This window comes from Devosia lacusdianchii, assembly GCF_022429625.1.
Taxonomy (GTDB): Bacteria; Pseudomonadota; Alphaproteobacteria; order Rhizobiales; family Devosiaceae; genus Devosia; species Devosia lacusdianchii.
This window is the reverse complement of sequence record NZ_CP092483.1, coordinates 710,125-726,594: the sequence shown is the minus strand read 5'-3', so window position 1 is coordinate 726,594 and position 16,470 is coordinate 710,125. Positions and strand designations below refer to the sequence as shown.

The window sequence follows — 16,470 nt, the reverse complement described above, 5'->3', positions numbered from 1 at the left end:
ATTTGGCGACGAGCGACGAGCCCCGGTTTCGACATCGGGAGGTCGGTTTAGTGGGCAAAAATGAAGAGAGGCCCCGAAGGGCCTCTCATGAGATCATTGCGCCGGAGCCGGCTTGAGCTGGGCGGCGATGAACTTGAAGTTGCTCCACCACCACCATGGGCCTTCGTAGTAGTTGTCGGCCGATGGATAGTTGGTCCAGTAGGTCTCGTTGACCGGCACGAATTTCGACGTGCCGAACATCTCGATGGCGGGCAGGCCTTCCACCAGTTCCTTGAGGATCTCGGTGCCGAGCGGGACGATCTGCGGATCGTCGGCCGGAATGGCGCGGAGCTGGTCGATGAGGGCGCTGAGGTCGTCGTTGACGTAGCGAGCCTGGTTGGACGAGGCGGGCGTACCGTTGTCGCGGACATAGTCCTTGTGCCAGCCTTCCATGCGCACGAAGAGATCGGGCGTGATGCCGCACGAGGCGCCCCAGTAGGAACCGACTTCATAATCGCCGGTATTCTCGGCGGTGAAGAAGGCGCCAGCCTGCATCTGCTGCACCTGGGCCGGGATGCCGAACTGGGTCCATTCATTGGCCACGGCGAAGGCCAAGCGCTGGGATTGCACCTCGAAATCGGCCGGGGCGAGGATGTTGATGGTGAACGGGGTACCATCAGGCTTGAGCCACTGGCCGCCTTCATTGGTGAAGCCGGCATCGAGCAGCAGCTTGGTGGCCTGATCGGGATCGTGCTTCCACCAGCCGACGCCGAGCAGCTCGCGCAAGGCTTCGGGGTCTTCGGGAATACCCTCAACTCCCTCGGAGCGCAGCCGTTCGCCGAGGCGCACCGCATAGTCGGGGTCGAACGGCTTGTAGCCGTCTTCGAGGGCAAACTCGCTGAGCCAGGCCGACATGGGCTGATGGTAGGTATCCATCAGCACGGTGGTCGGCGGAATGGCGAGTGGGGAGGCGCGCAGCATGCCCGAGAAGGTCGCGATGCTGGCCTGTTCGGCATTGATGGCCAGCGCCAGCGCCCAACGCGTCTTGGCATCATCGAATGGTGCCTTGGACGTGTTGAAGTGCATGCCGCGTTCGCAGGGATCGTCGAGGTTGGCGTAGGGGAAGTCATTGAACCAGGCGCGAACCTTTGGGTTCTGACCACGTAGGATGTCGAGGCTCTCCGGCGAGATATCGGTCAGGATGTCGATATCGTTGGCGGCCATGGCGAGGACACGACGTTCCTCGGTGCCATAGCTGCGGAAAAGGACGTACTTGGCGGCCGGCTCGCCGATGATCTGGCCAATGTCGGTGTTCTGCCAGTCGTCGCGCTTCTCCCACAGGAACCAGGTGCCGTTGGGGTCGTGATCCTTGTACTTGTAGGCGCTGATGGTGACGGGTGGGAAGTTGGTGAAGGTCGCCGGATCTTCCTTTTCCCAGATGTGCTTGGCCACGACGTGGAACGGATTGCCGTAGATGACCGAGCCCAGCACGATTGAAAGCCGCGGCGTTGGCTTGGTGGTGGTGATCTCGACGGTGTTCTCGTCGACCTTGGTCATCGAGGCGATTTGTGCCGCATAGGCGGCGCTATAGCCCAGAGCCGGCGTGTTGCGGATCATCTGGTCGGTGAAGATCACGTCGTCGGCCGAGAAGGGCTGACCATCGCTCCAGGTCATGCCCTGGCGCAGCGGCACGGTGAAGACAGTGAAGTCCTCGTTGGCGATCGGCATTTCTGCTGCCAGGTCGGGGATCTGGGTGCCCTTGGCGGTGTCGATGTCATAGAGCAGCGCGCCGGCCATCTGGTGATAGCCGTGATTGGTGGTCACGCCCTGCTGGTACATGTTCATGTTGGTGGGGTTGCCGACGCGGGCGTTGAGCATGTCGACGATGAGCGTTTCGGCACGCGGTGTGCCGACATCGGTCATCTGCTGCGCCCAGGCCGGCGTGGCGTTGCCGCTGAGCATGGTGCCGCCCAGAGCCACCGCCATGGCGAGCGCCATCAGCGTGCTGCGGCCGCGCCGTTGCGGGGATTGAGTTGTGGTCAAAGTTTCCTCCTGTCGCGTTAAGCGTTGTTGATTTGATGGTGCGTTGACGCACTCTTGTGCCGCGCATCGGCGTAGCCGAACTTGCGGTCGATTTCGGCAAGCTCGCCCCAGCGCTCGCCAACGGTCGGGATCGCCGCCATCAGTTCGCGTGTGTAGGCTTGCTTGGGATTGTCGAGAATGTCGGTGGGGACGCCGCTTTCGACGACCTTTCCGGTATTCATGATCGAGACCTGATCGGACAGGTAATAGGCCGTCGACAGGTCATGGGTGATGTAGATGAAGGAGACACCCTGCTCCTCGACGATCTGCCGGAAGAGGTTGACGATGGACATGCGCAGCGAGGCGTCGACCATCGATACCGGCTCGTCGGCGACGATCAGCTTGGGCTTGGGGATCAGGGCCCGGGCCACGCTGATGCGCTGCAACTCGCCGCCGGAGAACTGGCGGATGAACTTGCCGCGGATGCGGTCGTAGCTCAGGCCAACGGATTTGAGGGCTGTATCGGTCGCGGCCACGGCCTCGGCGTCGTTGCGCGCAATCTTGAGATTGAGCGCGGTGCGGCGGAGGTAGAATTCGACCGGCAGGTAGGCGCTGAACGCCTCGAACGGATTCTGGAAAATCGGCTGCACCAGGCGGCGGAATTCGTGGTTGTCGATGCGGTCGCCCGACTTGCCGGAAAGCGGCCGACCAAGCAGGCTGATGCTGCCCTCGCTGGGCTCGACCAGGCGCAGGACCATGCGGGCGATGGTGGTCTTGCCTGAACCGGATTCGCCGACGATCGAAAAGACCTGCGGCTTGGCCGGCAGGGTGAACGACACGTCGTCCACCGCCTTGAAGGACTTGCCGCCAAAGAATCCGCCCTTGCGATAGGCGCGGGTGAGGTTCTTGACCTCGAGGATGGGAGCGCCGGTCATGCGGACGCTCCCACCATCTCGACGGCCCGCTTGCCGTGGAGGCGCGGCAGCGAAGCGATCAGGTTCTTGGTGTAGTCGTGCTGTGGATTGGCGAAAATTTCAGCCGTGGGCCCCTGCTCGACGATGCGGCCCTGATACATGATCACCAGTCGATCGGTGATCTGGTAGTGCACACCCAGATCGTGGGAGACGAGCACGAGGGAATTGCGCTGGCGGCGCTGGATTTCGACCATCATCAGCAGGATTTTCTTCTGCACCACCACGTCGAGCGCGGTGGTGGGTTCGTCGGCCAGGATCAGGCGCGGATTGACGAATGCCGCGATGGCGACCAGCACGCGCTGGCGCATGCCGCCGGATAGCTGGTGCGGATAGGCATCGAGCACGTTTTCCTCGAGACCGAAGCCGGCGAGGAAGTCAGCGATGCGGCGGCGCAACTCGGCGCGGCTGCCCTGCTTTTCGCGCTTGGGCAGGCCGTCGACGACCTGTTGCTCCACCTTCATCAGCGGGTTGAGCACGCTCATCGAGCCCTGTGGGATATAGCTGAGCTGGTCCCACCAGAGCGGCGCGAAGTCCTTTGACTGCGCTTCGATGACCTTGCCGGTCCGGGCGTCTTCGAAGCGGCCGGTGACGGTGCCGCTCTTGATGCGCAGGCCGGTGGAGAAATCACCGTAGACGGCGCGCATCAGGGTGGATTTGCCCGAGCCCGACTCCCCGGCAATGCCGAGGATTTCATTGTCGTTGATGGTCAGGCTGACCCCATCCACCGCTTTGATGAAGGCGGCGCCGTAGCCGATGGTGACGTTATCGACGGTGATCATACGCTCATCCTCCGTGCTGAAGACCGCATGGAGAGGCCCGACGAGACGAGGAAGAGGCCGATGAAGAGCAGGACGATGGCGACGACCGGCGAGCCGATCCACACATATTTGCCGCCAAGCAAAGCCTGATAATTGATGGCCCAATAGATCATGGTGCCGAGTGTTGCCTGCTGGGCGCTGGAAAGGCCGATGACAGCCAGCGCGCTTTCGGTCGAAATACCGACCAGCACGGTGTTGATGAAATTGGCTGCCGACCAGCCGGCGATATAGGGGAAGATGTGGCGCACGAGGATGCGCACGCTGGATTCCCCCGAGAACCAGGCGACGTTGACGAATTCACGCTCGCGCATGGTGAGCGCAACGGCGCGGACCTGGCGGGCGGGATAGGGCCAGTTGAACACCACCAGCAGCAGTCCGACGATCGGCAGGGCAAGCTGGCCACCGAACAGGGCCGCCATCAGAATCAAGATCGGGAGTGTCGGGATGCAGAGCAGTGCATCCATGAAGAACGACAGCACCCGATCAAGCCAGCCACCGGCATAGCCGGCAGCAAGGCCGAGAAAGACCCCGATGACTGTCGACAGGCCGGCGACGATCAGTCCCAGGATCAATGAATTGCGCAGCGCATAGGTCAGTAGCCAGAATACGTCCTGGCCGAGGCTGGTGGTGCCGAGCCAATAGGCAGCGCTGGGGTTCTGGTTGCGTGGCGCAGTGTACCAGACCAGCGGATCGCCGGGCGCAAACCAGGGCAGGATGGCGCCAAGGACGATGAAGATGACGACGAGAATGACGCCGAGATAGAGCCGGAATGGAGCATCGGCGAGGAATTTTGCCATGATGTCACCTGTGCCGGATGCGAGGATCGAGGAGTGGGTAGATCAGGTCGATGATCATGGTGGCGGTGGCCACGGCGATGACCGACAGGCTGATCGTCCCCATCAGCAGGTTGAAATCGCCCTGCAAGACGGCGGTGTAGATCAAGAGGCCAAGTCCTGGATAATCGAAGAGGATTTCGGTGATGAGCGAGCCGTTGAACATCAGCCCGATCTGGAGGGCCAGAAAGGTGATTTGCGGCAGGATGGCGTTTGGCAGCACATAGCGCGAGAGGATGCGGCCATCGCCCAGGCCCTTGAGCCGGGCATAGCGGACGAACTCTTCCTCCTTGAGCGCGGTGGTCTGCGCCTTGACGCTGATGACCCACCAGCCGAACACGACGATCACGATCGACATGGCCGGCAGGAACGAGTTCCAGACGACGCTGGTCACCAGCTCCCAGCTCCAGGGCGCACCACGGATGGTGGTGGTGAGCGGGAAAATCTTCCAGACGTAGGAAAAGAGGATCGAAAGCACCAGCGCCAGGATGTAGTACGGGATCGGATAGAGGCAGATCGCGATGCCTTCCATGATCCGCGAGCTCGGGCTGTTAGGCTTCCAGCCCGAGAGCAGGCCGACGAAATTGCCCAGCACCCAGGCGATCAGCGTCGAGCTGAGCAGGAGACCAAAGGTCCAGGGCAGCGCGTTCCAGATGAGCTCCATGACCGGGGTCGGGTACATGGACAGCGACGGGCCAAAATCAGCGGTGAAGACAATGCGCTTGATGAAGGCCGTGTACTGTTCCCACAGCGACCCACCCAGCCCGAAGGTATCGGCCAGCGACTGGCGCAGCGCATCGACCTGCGCCGCTTCCATGTAAGCGCCCTGCGAAGCGACTTTGGCGAGCATGGCCTCCACCGGATCGGTGGGGCCAAGCCGCGGCACGAAGAATAGAACCGTCAGCGCGAAGATGATCACGAGTGCGTAGACCACCAGCCGCCCTGCGATATAGCGGAGCAATGCCATCAGATCACTTCGAGATAATCGGCGGGAGCCAGTTCGGGGAAGGGTGCGGTCGGCAACGTCTGGTACCAGAAGGCAACCGAGGCGATGTCATCCTGCAGCGGCAGGTAGCGGCGATTCTTCTTTTCGGTGCGCCAACCCAAGGCTTGCATGGTGACGCGCAGATCGTTGTCGAACCGGATCGGGTCGAGAATGTGCCAGCGGTACATGCCGAAGCGCATCTGGCTTTGGTAGACGCCGTCGGAGCGAAGCACCTGAGGCAGGCCGGCGTAAGGGGTGGTGAACTCGCGATAGCGGCTTTCCATCGTGTCATCGACGACGCCGCCGTCGAAATTATAGGCGCCGCAGAAGTAATCCTCGGTACCGGTGCCGCAGATGGTGGGGAATTGCTGATCCCCATCCATGAAGAACTTGATTTCGCCTTCGCCCCACCAGCCGGAATTGTTGACGCCCCAGGCCATGTAGGTGCCGACGTAGTGGCCTTTACCCTTGACACCTTCGAGGATGGTGTAGTCCTGCTTGAAGGGCAGCGGGTTGGTGCGGCGGAACTGGGCGTGGAAATAGGCCGCGTCTTCCGGCACCTCGGTGAGGGCATAATTGATCTGATAGTAGATGATGCCGAAATCGTTGGGATCGCGGTTTTCGATGGTGATGCGTGCGCGCTGACGGAACGGCATCTGCCAGTAGCAGTTGAACGCGCGCCCGGGATTGACGCAGACTGCGAGCGAGGTTACCTGGGCGAAACGGTTCCAGCCCGAGCAGAAGAAGTCGCCGACCGGTGCCTCGACCGACGGATGCTCCTGATCGTCCCAATAGACCCGCAGGATCAAATCGCGCCAACGCAGGTTTGCGGTGGTCAGCCAGATCTGCTGGATGGCGCCCGGCCCCTCAATATCGGCCAGGACGCGCGTTTCACCAGGCTCGATGCGGATAGAGGGGGAGACCTTCCAGCCCTGCCCCAGGCCGCGGGCGCACTCGGCGCCGGTGCCTTCCGTGGCCATGCCGCCCTTGCCCTTTTCGCCGGTGAAATTCTCGGGCGAGATGGACCGGGTCTTGGCATCGGAGAGGCGATAGAGATTGCCAAGATTGAGATCGAGGCCGGCAAAGGGAGTGGTCATCTGAGGTTCCGTCGAAAGCGGGCAATAGCGAGCCGTTCGCAAACGCGGCGCGCGGCAGGCGGCAATGGTATGGGCACAGCAAGACCCGTTCCGACGCACGAGGCGCAGGGGCAAAGTCCGGCATGCATGAGGGCAAGGGGTCGCGGCGCGCCGCTAGGCGCTGTCGTCAATCATGTGCATCGTCTCTCTCCCGAATGGCGAAACGCGATCGGCTTAGGTGCCGATTTGAGCGTTGTGCATTCCGCGGACGCCAGGGTGTGGCTGTCCGATGTGGTCACCATAACAAGCAATTTTGGTTTTGCAAATGCATTCACAAATCAATTTGCAAATCGATTTCTAAATTGGTAGCGATCCATCCATGACGACGATTTCCAAAGTAGCCGAGCGTGCCGGCGTATCGCGAACCACGGTCTCGCATGTGCTCAACCACGCCGACCGCGTCTCGGTACATTTGCGCGAGCGCGTGTTGCAGGCGGTGGAAGAGCTTGGCTACTCGCCCAATCCGCAGGCCCAGAGCCTACGCACTGGCCGGACCAATATCGTCGCCCTGCTGATCCCCGATATCCGCAACCCGTTCTACCCCGAGCTGGTCAAGACCGCACAGTCCGACCTGGAAGCGGTCGGGCTCGATACGATGATCTTCAACTCGGACGTGCCCGGGGGCCATCCGCAGGACCACAACCGCGAGTATCTCCGCCAGATTCGCAACAAGCGCGTCGACGGGCTGATCGTCGGCGACTTTGCGCTGCATCGCATGCATGACGAGTTGCTGAAGCTCGACATGCCCACGGTGTTCATCGGCGACCTGCCCAATCATGCGGTCGACAATGTCAAGATCGACGATTTCGGCGGTGGAAGAGCCCTGGGGCGATACCTCGCCGGCAAGGGTCACCGACGCGTCGCGCATGTCACGGGACCCCGCTATTTCGCCGAGGCCATGGCGCGGGCCGCGGGCTTCGAACAGGGTCTGGCCGAACTTGGCGCACCGGCCGATCCCAGCCTGCGCTATGAGGGTACGTATCTCGCGCCATCGGGCGGTGAGGCGGTGGACTGGCTGGTCGAGAACCATCGTGACACGATGCCTACGGTGATCTTCTTCGCCAATTATCTGATGGCGACGGCCGGGCTCGCGCGGCTGTTCGACCATGGCTTGTCGGTGCCGAAAGATATCGCCGTCGCGGTGTTCGGCGATCAGCCGGAAATGCGCTATGCCCGCCCCACCCTGACCCGCGTTGGCGTGGCGCCATCGGAGCTGGCCCATCGCGCCGTGAGCATGCTGATCGAGCGCATCAACGGCAGATATGCCGGCGAGCCACGCGCCGAGGTGCTGGGCTGCACGATACGGGAATTCGACAGCGCGTGACGGGCTGCCATGCCTGTGCAGCTACCGGGGCCCATTGGTGCTGTCGCGAACGATCAGTTCGGGATCGATCATGGTGACGCGCGGTTCGGGCAACTGGTCGCCGGCCGCGATCAGCGTCAATAGCCGCTCGACAGCCAGTTCGGTCACCATGTCGACCTCGTAATTGACACTGGAAAGCGGCGTGGCGGCGTGCTCGGCGAATTCGATATTGTCGAAGCCCATGATTGCCACGTCCTGGGGTACGCGAAAATTGTTCTTCTGGGTCCAGCGCAGCGCACCCATGGCCAGCGAATCGCAGGCGGCCAGCACGGCGGTGGGCGGTTTGACGGCGTTCATCAACCGGTCCATCGCCCAGTAACCACGGATGACCGCATTGCCCGAGGGATCGGCGACCAGGCTATCGTCCGCCTCCAGCCCCGCTTCGGCCAGCGCCCGGTCATAGCCTTCGCGCTTCTCGAAATTGCCGCTCGGCTTTGCGCCATCAATGATGCCGATGCGACGGTGGCCGATGTCGATCAGGTGACGCGTGGCCTGATAGGCGCCGCGCCGCTCATCCATGCAGACCGCATCGATCCCCGCGTCGAGATCGGCGACCAGCAGCACGACGGGATAATTGTTCTGCCGCAACCGCCTGATGTGATCGAGGTCGCGGTGATTGCGCGGATAGATCAGCATGCCGTCCACCTGGCGGGACCGGAACGTCTCGATGACCTTCTTTTCGGTCGCGAGGTCATTATTAGATGTGGCGAAGAGCGTGGAATAACCGCGCTCGGCCAGTGCCAGTTCGATCGCCTGCGCCACATAGGTCAGCACCGGATTGGTGATTTCCGTCAGCACCAGTCCTATCGTCATGGTCTGCCGGCTGACCAGCGACTTGGCGACGTGGTTGGGCGCGTAGTTGAGTGCCTCGGCGGCCTGCTGGATCACCACCCGCGTATCCTCAGGGATGCGCGGGCTCTGGCGCAGGGCCAAGGAGACGGTGTTGACCGAGAACCCAGTCCGATCGGCAATGTCTTTCAAACGAACGATGGATTTGCCCATGGCCTCGACCTATTTCCGCCGTCCGCACGGCCCGTTGTGCCTAATACGCGGTTTCAGCCCGGCAACAAGAGCAGATCGAGACAGGAACGGGAAGCGCACCAGCATAGTGGCGCGCCTCCTCATTACAGAAGTCAAACGCCTTCAGCGTGCAGCCGCTTGATCGCCTGATATTGCAGGCAATCGGGATGCATCTCCATCAGCTCAATGCGATTGCCATCGGGGTCTTCCAGCCATGCCTGGCGGTTGCCGTCGAGCCCCTTGCTCGGCTCGGAGAGCAGCTTGATGCCGGTGGCCTTGATGCGCGCCACTGTGGCGTCGAGATCGTCAATGGTCCAGCACATATGGGTCATGCCATTGGTGTGCCAGCTGGCGGGCGCTCGATCATTTTCAGCACCCGGAAAAATCTCAAGATACTGCTCGTCGGTGATGCGCAGATAGACCAGCCAGGTTTCGCCGTCGTCCTTCTTGAGGCGGAGCATTTCGGGAAAGCCGAGTTTGTTGACATAGTAGTCGAGCGACTTTTCGAGGTCGATCACATTGATCGCGACGTGCCCAAGACTGGTGATGCCCTTCATTTTTCCTCCCGGCCGACATCGCGGCAATAGCTGATCGTCTCCGCCAGCGGCATGCCGGCGGACCGTCCTATGCGTCAGCATCTCTGACTTTGTAGGAACGTTAATACGCCGCAGCATTATCGCAAGCCCGAACGTTGTCAACAGCAGCAGATCAACTCAGTCCCAGTCGGGTCCCCATGCCGGATCGATGACCCGGTGACCGCGATCGGCCGCCTCAATGGCGTGGATATCCTCATCGGTCAGAACCAATTTCGTCGCCAGGAAGTTGGAACGGATGCGCTCGGCTTTGCTGGAGGTTGGGATGGCGATGTAACCCTTGGCGAACTCGAAGGCGAGGGCAACCTGTTCCGGCGTCGCGCCGTGGCGGGCCGCGATTTCCGCGATAACGGGCACCTCGCCCAGCACGCCACGCGCGATGGGGAGGTAGCAGGTCACCGAAATTCCCTTTTCTGTGCAGTAGTTTGCGAGCCTCCTGTTTTGAAGGAGCGGGTTGAGCTCGAACTGATTGTTGGCAATCGGCAGATCGCCGAGGATGGCCTGAGCCTCCTCCAACATGGCGATGGTGAAGTTGGAAACGCCGATCAGGCGGGTCAGGCCGAGGGCATGGGCCTCGGCCAATTGCTCGATATAGACCGGCAGGGGCACGGCGTTGTTCGGGAACGGCCAGTGGATCAGCGTCAAGTCAAGACGGTCCACCCTGAGGTTGTCGAGGCTTTGGCGCAGTGACGGAACCAACGCCCCGGCCCCCAGATTGCCGGTGGCAATCTTGGTGGTGATGAATACATCCGAGCGTGGCAGGCCGGATTGCCGCACGGCGGTACCGACCTCGGTTTCCGTGCCGTAATCCTGCGCCGTGTCCAGGTGGCGATAGCCGGTTTCCAGCGCGACCAGCATGGCCTCAATGCCTGAGGCGCCTTTGCGATCATAGGTGCCAAAACCCATAGCCGGTATATCATATTGATTTTTCATTATTTTCCTCCCTGCCAACGTTTCACCCGTCCAATCCCCTGATCCATCAAACGCACGAAACGGGTTTTCGTGCACGCAAAGCCTATTGACGGATGCTTTCGCTTGAACTTAGTTTAACGCTAATACAACCCGCAAGAGTTGACACGGCGAAGAGCGGAAAAATCCGCCGCGACGTGCAACGGAGAGGCGTTCATGACCTTTCGGTGGAGCCGATGGTCACCGCAACTGGCCCTCGTGCCGGCTGTCGTGGTCACGCTTACTGCCTTCATCGGCGCGATCTTCTGGACGATCTACCTGTCGCTGACGCGCAGCCGCCGCTTGCCGGAATACGAAATCGACTGGAGCGAGTGGGGGCGGCAGTATGAGCGTCTGTTCAAGGACGACGCCTGGGCGATCTCGCTCAAGAACCTGATTACGCTGGGTATCGGCAGCGCGCTCGCCATCGTCTTCGGCTTTATCCTCGCCGCCATGATCGACAAGGAGCGGCGCGGCGAGAGCATCTTCCGCACGGTGTTCCTTTATCCGCTCGCCATTTCGCTGATCGTCACCGGCGCCGCCTGGCGCTGGATTTTCAACCCGGAGTTCGGGCTCGAGCATTTCCTCCATTCCATCGGGCTCACTTGGGTCAATGCAAGCTGGCTCGCCACCGGGGAAACGGCGATGTGGGCCATTATCCTGGCCTCGGTCTGGCAGAGCTCGGGCTTCTACATGGCGCTGATGCTGGCCGGGCTCAAATCCATCAATTCTGAAATCTGGAGCGCGGCGCGACTCGATGGCGTCAGCCTCTGGCGGCTCTATCTCGAGATCATCATCCCAATGATGAAGTTCACCTTCGTCACCTGCGCCATCCTGCTCTCGCTGGGCGTGATCAAGGCATATGACGTGATCGTCGCGATGACCAATGGCGGGCCAGGGCAATCGACCTATGTGCCGGCCTATTTCACCATCCAGGCGCTCTCGGCCAAGGGCAATCTCGGCTACGCGTCCGCTGCGGCGGTGATGATGCTTGCCATCACCGCCGTCATCTTCCTGCCGCTGGTGCTGCTGACCGCCTGGCAACAAAAGCGCCGCGGGAGGGCCACGACATGAGCGAGATGACTGTCGCCCAGCGCGCCGGCGCCGAGATCGCTGTAGACCGCGCGCCATTCTTTCCGCGCAAGAAGAAGACCATTACCGGCCGCTCGATCGCCGTGCTGATCCTCCTCACCATCTGCGCCCTGTTCTTCTGCATTCCGCTCTACGTGGTGGTCGTCACCTCGTTCAAGACGATGGACCAGATCCGCGAAGGCGCCATGTTCGCGCTGCCCAATGTGTGGACGCTGGAGGCCTGGGATCATGCCTGGAACAGCGCCTGCTCGGGCATCAATTGCAATGGGCTCAAGGTCGGCTTCTGGAATTCGGTGGCTATCCTCTTTCCCTCGCTGATCCTGTCGATCGGCATCTCCATGATCACCGGCTATGCGCTGGCGCTGTGGAATGTCCGCTGGGCCGGGGCGTTCCTGTTCATCCTCTTCATCTGCGCCTTCGTGCCGTTCCAGATCATCATGTTCCCGCTCATCACCATGACGGCGACGCTGAAGATCTACGGCAGCCTGTGGGGCGTTGCGGTGATCCATGCGGTACTGGCCATGCCGGTGCTGACGCTGATCTTCCGCAATTACTACAAGGACATCCCGCAGGAGATCATGAGCGCCGCGGTGATGGATTCGGGTTCGTTCTGGAATATCTTCACCGAGATCATCCTGCCGATGAGCGGCAATATCCTGATCGTGGTGCTGATCTTGCAGATCACCTCGATCTGGAACGACTACCTGATCGGCGTGACCTTTGGCGGCATGAATGGCCAGCCGATGACGGTCAACCTCGCCAACCTCATCACCATCTCGACCGGCACCACCCGGTACAATGACAACATGGCGGCCGCCCTGCTGACCGCCATCCCACCCCTCGTCATCTACTTCTTCGTCGGCAAGCTCTTCGTCCAGGGCATTACCGCCGGCGCCATCAAGGGTTGATCGGAAGACATGCCACGCGTTCGCTTCGAGCACATCACCAAGACCTATGGCCAAGTCCGGGTCCTCGACGACCTGAACCTTGAGATCGACGACGGCGATTTCCTGGTGCTGCTGGGGCCATCGGGCTGCGGCAAGACCACATTGCTCAACCTTCTGGCCGGCCTGCTCGATGTCACCGATGGGCGGATCATGATCGGCGAGCGCGATGTGACCGACGTCGACCCCAAGGATCGGGGGCTGGCCATGGTGTTCCAATCCTACGCGCTCTATCCGACCAAGACGGTGCATGGGAACCTCAAATTCGGGCTCTCGGCCAGCAAGCTGCCACGCGAGGAGATTGATCGGCGCATTGCCTGGGCGGCGAAGCTCTTGCAGATCGAGCCGCTCCTGGATCGGAAGCCGGCACATCTCTCGGGCGGCCAGCGCCAGCGCGTCGCCATCGGCCGGGCATTGGTCAAGAATGTCGGCGTCTTCCTGTTCGACGAGCCGCTGAGCAATCTCGACGCCAAGCTGCGCACCGAGATGCGGCTTGAGATCAAGAAGCTGCACGACACGCTCAACCACACCATTGTCTACGTCACGCACGACCAGATCGAGGCCATGACCATGGCCACCAAGATCGCGGTGATGAATGGCGGTGTGATCCAGCAGTTCGGCACGCCTGACGAAATCTACGAGAAACCGGCCAACCTGTTCGTGGCCGGTTTTATTGGTTCACCGGCGATGAATCTGCGACGCGCCAAGCTGGTGGTCAGCAATGGCAAGACCGAGGCCGTGTTCGCCTCGGGCGTGCGGCTCGATGTTTCGGATTACGCCTTCATCACGCCACCGCGCAACGGAGCCGAAGTCATTGCCGGCCTGCGGCCCGAGCATTTCGAGATTGGCGAGGGCGATGGCGCCACCAGCTTCAGCGTGCCCGTGCAGTATGCCGAACGCACCGGGCCCGATGCCAGCGCCTATTTCAGCTTCGAAGACGATCTTCTTGCCCTGCGCGTCGACCCCGACATCGCGGCCCGGCTCAAGCCCGGCCAGGCGGTGTCCGTTCGGTATCTGCGGGGCAAGGCAAACCTGTTCGACGCCCAGACCGGGCAGAGACTGTAAGCGAACATCGCAAGGGAGAGAGAGATGTCGAGGACGAAACTAGCCGGACTTGCAGCCGGCCTGATGCTGAGCGTGACCTCGTTCAGCGCCATGGCGACCGATCTTGTCGTCTACCATAGCTGGTCTGCCCCGCCGGAAGTGGCGGCACTCAATGTCATCAAGGCGGGCATCGAAGCCAAGGGCCACGCCTGGACCGATATCGCCATTCCGCACGATACCGGCTCCAATGTGAACCTGATGAGCCTCGTCACCGGTGGCACGCCGCCGAACGTGTTCATGGAGTCCAATCCCGGCGTCTATCGCGACATTGCCGGCATGGGCCTCGGCTTTCCGCTGACCCAGTGGTTCACCGACAATGCCATCGTCGACAAGCTGCCGGCTGCGGTTGCCGCCTCGATCTCGGTGGATGGCGAAATCGTCAAGGTGCCGCAGGCGCTGCATATCGACGGCATGGTCTACTACAATATGGAAGTCGCCAAGGCCGCCGGCGTTGACCCAACGGCCTGGGATTCGATGGACGCCATGTTCGCCGATTTCCAGAAGGTGCGTGACGCGGGCTATGCCCCGCTGGCCGTTGGCAGCCAGCCGTTCCAGGTCGGCTATCTCATGCATGCTCTGGTGGCGGCCGTCGCCGGGCCGGATATCTACACCCGCCTCTACGGCGCAGAGGTCGACCCGGCGGCGCTTGATGACCCGGCCTTCGCCAAGACGCTGGAGACCTTGCGGCTGTTCGCCAATGAGGCAGGCCCCGAGGCGCAAAACCGGCCATGGAATGAGACCACCAACCAGGTGATCACCGGCAAGGCGCTGATGCAGATCCATGGCGACTGGATGAAGGGCGAGTGGCTGGGCGCCGGCAAGGTGGCTGGGACAGATTTCGGCTGCATCGAGATGCCCGGCGCGCAAGCGGTGGTCGTGACCGTCGACGCTTGGGGTCTGCTGGGCGGTGTGTCCGATGAGTTGAAGACGGCCGAACTCGACTTCGCCTCGGTCGTACTCGATCCGGCGGAACAGGCCAAGTTCGCGGCTGCGAAGGGCTCGACGCCGGTCCGGCTCGATGCGCCGGCCGAAAGCCTCGATGCCTGCTCCGTCGAAGTGCTGCGCATTCTCGAAGACCCGGCGCAGCAGGTACAGAACCCGCACAATACGGCCGATGCCGATTGGCAGAATTCGATCTGGGACGTGGTGTTCAACTTCTGGAGCGACCCGAACATGAGCGTCGAGGACGCCATCACCCAGATGCATGAGAACTACGAGACAATCCTGGGCTGAGCGAAGTCCCTCCCTGGGCCGGCGACCTGCACTTCGGGCCGCCGGCCTCCCTCACACTCAATTGGACCGACACAATGGACAAGCGCCTGCTTGATGAAGACGCGGTGATGCAGATCTGCTTCGTCACTGATGACGTGGTAAAATCCGCACAATGGTTCGCCGACCTGACCGGGAAGCCGGTGCCCAAGGAGGGCAAGGCGGCCGAGCCGGAAGAGGCCCAGGCGATCTATCACGGCAAGCCCGCTTCAGTCGGCTGCCGCATCATGATGTTCAAGTTCGGCAATATCGACGTTGAGTTTCTCCAGCCGGGGCCGGAAAAGAGTGCCTGGCGCGACCTGCTCGAAGAGAAGGGCCCGGGTTGCCACCACATCGCGTTCAAGACGCGTAACCTGACCAAGCGCGATGCCTATCTCGAATCCAAGGGTCACAAGCTGCTGCAGCGCGGCGAATTCGACGGCAGCCATGGACGCTATGCCTATTACGACACGGTCAAGGCGCTGGGTGTGATGGTGGAATTGCTGGAATTCGACAGCGACAAGGAAGTCCAGCTGTAAGATGCCCCAAACGCGGTGCCATCCCGGCGAAGGCGAGATCCTTCCCCGGAATGACATCTCATATTTTGACGATCCAGCGGCAGGATTGCACCATGCCCTACCCCATCGCTTACCAGCTCTATTCCTCGCGCAACTTTCCGCCGCTGGCGGCACAGTTACCGGTCCTCAAATCCATGGGTTATGAGGCCATCGAGCCATGGCTACCAGCGTACGAAGCCGATCCGGCGCTGTTCCGCCGGCAGCTCGATGATGCGGGGCTGGCCTGCTACGGTTTCCACATGCCTCTGGCCGGGCTCGTGGACGAACCGAACCGGTTCATCGATGTCGGCCTGACGCTTGGCGCGACGGTGATGATTCCGCCCTATGTAACGGTGGAAGAGCGTGAGCCGACGCCCGGTTACTGGCGTGGCCTGGGCGAGAAACTGGCGCGAGGCGCTGCAGCCGGCAAGCCGCATGGGCTCAAGGTTGCCTGGCACAATCATGATTTCGAGTATTACGCCCTGCCGGATGGCACGCGGCCGATCGACCATATCTTCGCGACCGGTGGTTCCGATGTTCTGTTCGAAATCGATTGCGGCTGGATCACGCGGGCCGGCGCCGATCCGGCGGCAGAACTCAGGCGCTATGCCGACCGGATCATCGCTATCCAACTCAAGGACACTGCACCGCTCGGTACCAAGGAAGACGATGGCTGGACGGCAACCGGCGATGGCATCATCGACTGGCAGGCGCTGGCGCCGCTGTTCGGGCAGACCAAGGCCCATCACATCGTGGCGGAACACGACAATCCGAGCGACTGGCGGAGATTTGCGCAACGCTCGATCGACTATATGCGCAGGATCGGCCTCTGATCATGCGGTGACGCACCCATG

The 16,470-nt window shown here is 61.6% G+C and carries 16 protein-coding genes; 7 read left to right on the top strand and 9 right to left on the bottom strand.

Going from position 1 to position 16,470, the window contains the following annotated elements; all coding sequences use genetic code 11:
- Positions 1 to 93 precede the first annotated feature (93 nt).
- From MF606_RS03530 to MF606_RS03505, 6 genes are read right to left on the bottom strand one after another with little or no spacing between them, the layout of a single operon-like run.
- On the bottom strand, positions 94 to 2,022 hold the full coding sequence (locus MF606_RS03530) for an ABC transporter substrate-binding protein (RefSeq protein ID WP_240232279.1): 1,929 nt from the start codon (positions 2,020 to 2,022) through the stop codon (positions 94 to 96).
- A gap of 17 nt (positions 2,023 to 2,039) precedes the next feature.
- Positions 2,040 to 2,936, bottom strand: coding sequence for an ABC transporter ATP-binding protein (locus tag MF606_RS03525; RefSeq protein WP_240232278.1), 897 nt, complete (start codon positions 2,934 to 2,936; stop codon positions 2,040 to 2,042).
- The gene (locus tag MF606_RS03520; protein ID WP_240232277.1) at positions 2,933 to 3,754 is read right to left on the bottom strand and encodes an ABC transporter ATP-binding protein; all 822 of its coding nucleotides are present in this window, start codon (positions 3,752 to 3,754) and stop codon (positions 2,933 to 2,935) included. The genes MF606_RS03525 and MF606_RS03520 overlap by 4 nt, the downstream gene beginning before the upstream one ends.
- Positions 3,751 to 4,590 (bottom strand): ABC transporter permease, encoded by an 840-nt coding sequence (locus tag MF606_RS03515; RefSeq protein ID WP_240232276.1) that lies wholly within the window; start codon positions 4,588 to 4,590, stop codon positions 3,751 to 3,753. The genes MF606_RS03520 and MF606_RS03515 overlap by 4 nt, the downstream gene beginning before the upstream one ends.
- A 4-nt stretch (positions 4,591 to 4,594) precedes the next feature.
- Positions 4,595 to 5,593, bottom strand: a complete 999-nt coding sequence (locus tag MF606_RS03510; protein ID WP_240232275.1) for an ABC transporter permease — start codon at positions 5,591 to 5,593, stop codon at positions 4,595 to 4,597.
- The gene (locus tag MF606_RS03505; protein WP_240232274.1) at positions 5,593 to 6,708 is read right to left on the bottom strand and encodes a glycoside hydrolase family 172 protein; all 1,116 of its coding nucleotides are present in this window, start codon (positions 6,706 to 6,708) and stop codon (positions 5,593 to 5,595) included. Before MF606_RS03505 ends, MF606_RS03510 begins: the two co-directional genes overlap by 1 nt.
- 358 nt (positions 6,709 to 7,066) lie before the next feature.
- Here MF606_RS03505 and MF606_RS03500 point away from each other — a divergent pair, with 358 nt between their 5' ends.
- The gene (locus MF606_RS03500; RefSeq protein WP_240232273.1) at positions 7,067 to 8,071 is read left to right on the top strand and encodes a LacI family DNA-binding transcriptional regulator; all 1,005 of its coding nucleotides are present in this window, start codon (positions 7,067 to 7,069) and stop codon (positions 8,069 to 8,071) included.
- Positions 8,072 to 8,092: 21 nt separating this feature from the next.
- Here the strand turns inward: MF606_RS03500 and MF606_RS03495 are convergent, their stop codons facing one another.
- From MF606_RS03495 to MF606_RS03485, 3 genes are all read right to left on the bottom strand, one after another.
- Positions 8,093 to 9,112, bottom strand: a complete 1,020-nt coding sequence (locus MF606_RS03495) for a LacI family DNA-binding transcriptional regulator (protein WP_240232272.1) — start codon at positions 9,110 to 9,112, stop codon at positions 8,093 to 8,095.
- A 131-nt stretch (positions 9,113 to 9,243) separates the two neighbouring features.
- On the bottom strand, positions 9,244 to 9,687 hold the full coding sequence (locus MF606_RS03490; protein ID WP_240232271.1) for a VOC family protein: 444 nt from the start codon (positions 9,685 to 9,687) through the stop codon (positions 9,244 to 9,246).
- A 156-nt stretch (positions 9,688 to 9,843) separates the two neighbouring features.
- The gene (locus tag MF606_RS03485; RefSeq protein ID WP_240232270.1) at positions 9,844 to 10,656 is read right to left on the bottom strand and encodes an aldo/keto reductase; all 813 of its coding nucleotides are present in this window, start codon (positions 10,654 to 10,656) and stop codon (positions 9,844 to 9,846) included.
- A gap of 192 nt (positions 10,657 to 10,848) precedes the next feature.
- Here MF606_RS03485 and MF606_RS03480 point away from each other — a divergent pair, with 192 nt between their 5' ends.
- The 6 genes from MF606_RS03480 to MF606_RS03455 all read left to right on the top strand — a co-directional run bounded on the left by MF606_RS03480 (position 10,849) and on the right by MF606_RS03455 (position 16,449).
- The gene (locus MF606_RS03480; protein ID WP_240232269.1) at positions 10,849 to 11,745 is read left to right on the top strand and encodes a carbohydrate ABC transporter permease; all 897 of its coding nucleotides are present in this window, start codon (positions 10,849 to 10,851) and stop codon (positions 11,743 to 11,745) included.
- Complete coding sequence (locus MF606_RS03475; RefSeq protein WP_240232268.1) at positions 11,742 to 12,671, top strand: carbohydrate ABC transporter permease; 930 nt, start codon at positions 11,742 to 11,744, stop codon at positions 12,669 to 12,671. The genes MF606_RS03480 and MF606_RS03475 overlap by 4 nt, the downstream gene beginning before the upstream one ends.
- Positions 12,672 to 12,680: 9 nt before the next feature.
- Positions 12,681 to 13,772: an ABC transporter ATP-binding protein gene (locus MF606_RS03470; RefSeq protein ID WP_240232267.1), complete on the top strand. Its 1,092-nt coding sequence runs from the start codon at positions 12,681 to 12,683 to the stop codon at positions 13,770 to 13,772.
- Positions 13,773 to 13,796: 24 nt separating this feature from the next.
- Positions 13,797 to 15,044 carry an ABC transporter substrate-binding protein gene (locus tag MF606_RS03465; protein WP_240232266.1) on the top strand — a complete coding sequence of 416 codons (1,248 nt, stop codon included), beginning with the start codon at positions 13,797 to 13,799 and terminating at the stop codon, positions 15,042 to 15,044.
- 74 nt (positions 15,045 to 15,118) lie between these two features.
- Positions 15,119 to 15,598: a VOC family protein gene (locus MF606_RS03460; protein WP_240232265.1), complete on the top strand. Its 480-nt coding sequence runs from the start codon at positions 15,119 to 15,121 to the stop codon at positions 15,596 to 15,598.
- Between the two features lie 92 nt (positions 15,599 to 15,690).
- Positions 15,691 to 16,449 carry a sugar phosphate isomerase/epimerase family protein gene (locus MF606_RS03455; RefSeq protein WP_240232264.1) on the top strand — a complete coding sequence of 253 codons (759 nt, stop codon included), beginning with the start codon at positions 15,691 to 15,693 and terminating at the stop codon, positions 16,447 to 16,449.
- Positions 16,450 to 16,470: the final 21 nt, after the last annotated feature.

What these genes read in the sequence shown, in the direction of transcription:
- MF606_RS03525 (WP_240232278.1), bottom strand. Translation starts at nt 2,936, where the DNA reads ATGACCGGCGCTCCCATCCTCGAGGTCAAGAACCTCACCCGCGCCTAT.
- MF606_RS03520 (WP_240232277.1), bottom strand. Translation starts at nt 3,754, where the DNA reads ATGATCACCGTCGATAACGTCACCATCGGCTACGGCGCCGCCTTCATC.
- MF606_RS03515 (WP_240232276.1), bottom strand. Translation starts at nt 4,590, where the DNA reads ATGGCAAAATTCCTCGCCGATGCTCCATTCCGGCTCTATCTCGGCGTC.
- MF606_RS03510 (WP_240232275.1), bottom strand. Translation starts at nt 5,593, where the DNA reads ATGGCATTGCTCCGCTATATCGCAGGGCGGCTGGTGGTCTACGCACTC.
- MF606_RS03505 (WP_240232274.1), bottom strand. Translation starts at nt 6,708, where the DNA reads ATGACCACTCCCTTTGCCGGCCTCGATCTCAATCTTGGCAATCTCTAT.
- MF606_RS03500 (WP_240232273.1), top strand. Translation starts at nt 7,067, where the DNA reads ATGACGACGATTTCCAAAGTAGCCGAGCGTGCCGGCGTATCGCGAACC.
- MF606_RS03495 (WP_240232272.1), bottom strand. Translation starts at nt 9,112, where the DNA reads ATGGGCAAATCCATCGTTCGTTTGAAAGACATTGCCGATCGGACTGGG.
- MF606_RS03490 (WP_240232271.1), bottom strand. Translation starts at nt 9,687, where the DNA reads ATGAAGGGCATCACCAGTCTTGGGCACGTCGCGATCAATGTGATCGAC.
- MF606_RS03485 (WP_240232270.1), bottom strand. Translation starts at nt 10,656, where the DNA reads ATGAAAAATCAATATGATATACCGGCTATGGGTTTTGGCACCTATGAT.
- MF606_RS03480 (WP_240232269.1), top strand. Translation starts at nt 10,849, where the DNA reads ATGACCTTTCGGTGGAGCCGATGGTCACCGCAACTGGCCCTCGTGCCG.
- MF606_RS03475 (WP_240232268.1), top strand. Translation starts at nt 11,742, where the DNA reads ATGAGCGAGATGACTGTCGCCCAGCGCGCCGGCGCCGAGATCGCTGTA.
- MF606_RS03470 (WP_240232267.1), top strand. Translation starts at nt 12,681, where the DNA reads ATGCCACGCGTTCGCTTCGAGCACATCACCAAGACCTATGGCCAAGTC.
- MF606_RS03465 (WP_240232266.1), top strand. Translation starts at nt 13,797, where the DNA reads ATGTCGAGGACGAAACTAGCCGGACTTGCAGCCGGCCTGATGCTGAGC.
- MF606_RS03460 (WP_240232265.1), top strand. Translation starts at nt 15,119, where the DNA reads ATGGACAAGCGCCTGCTTGATGAAGACGCGGTGATGCAGATCTGCTTC.
- MF606_RS03455 (WP_240232264.1), top strand. Translation starts at nt 15,691, where the DNA reads ATGCCCTACCCCATCGCTTACCAGCTCTATTCCTCGCGCAACTTTCCG.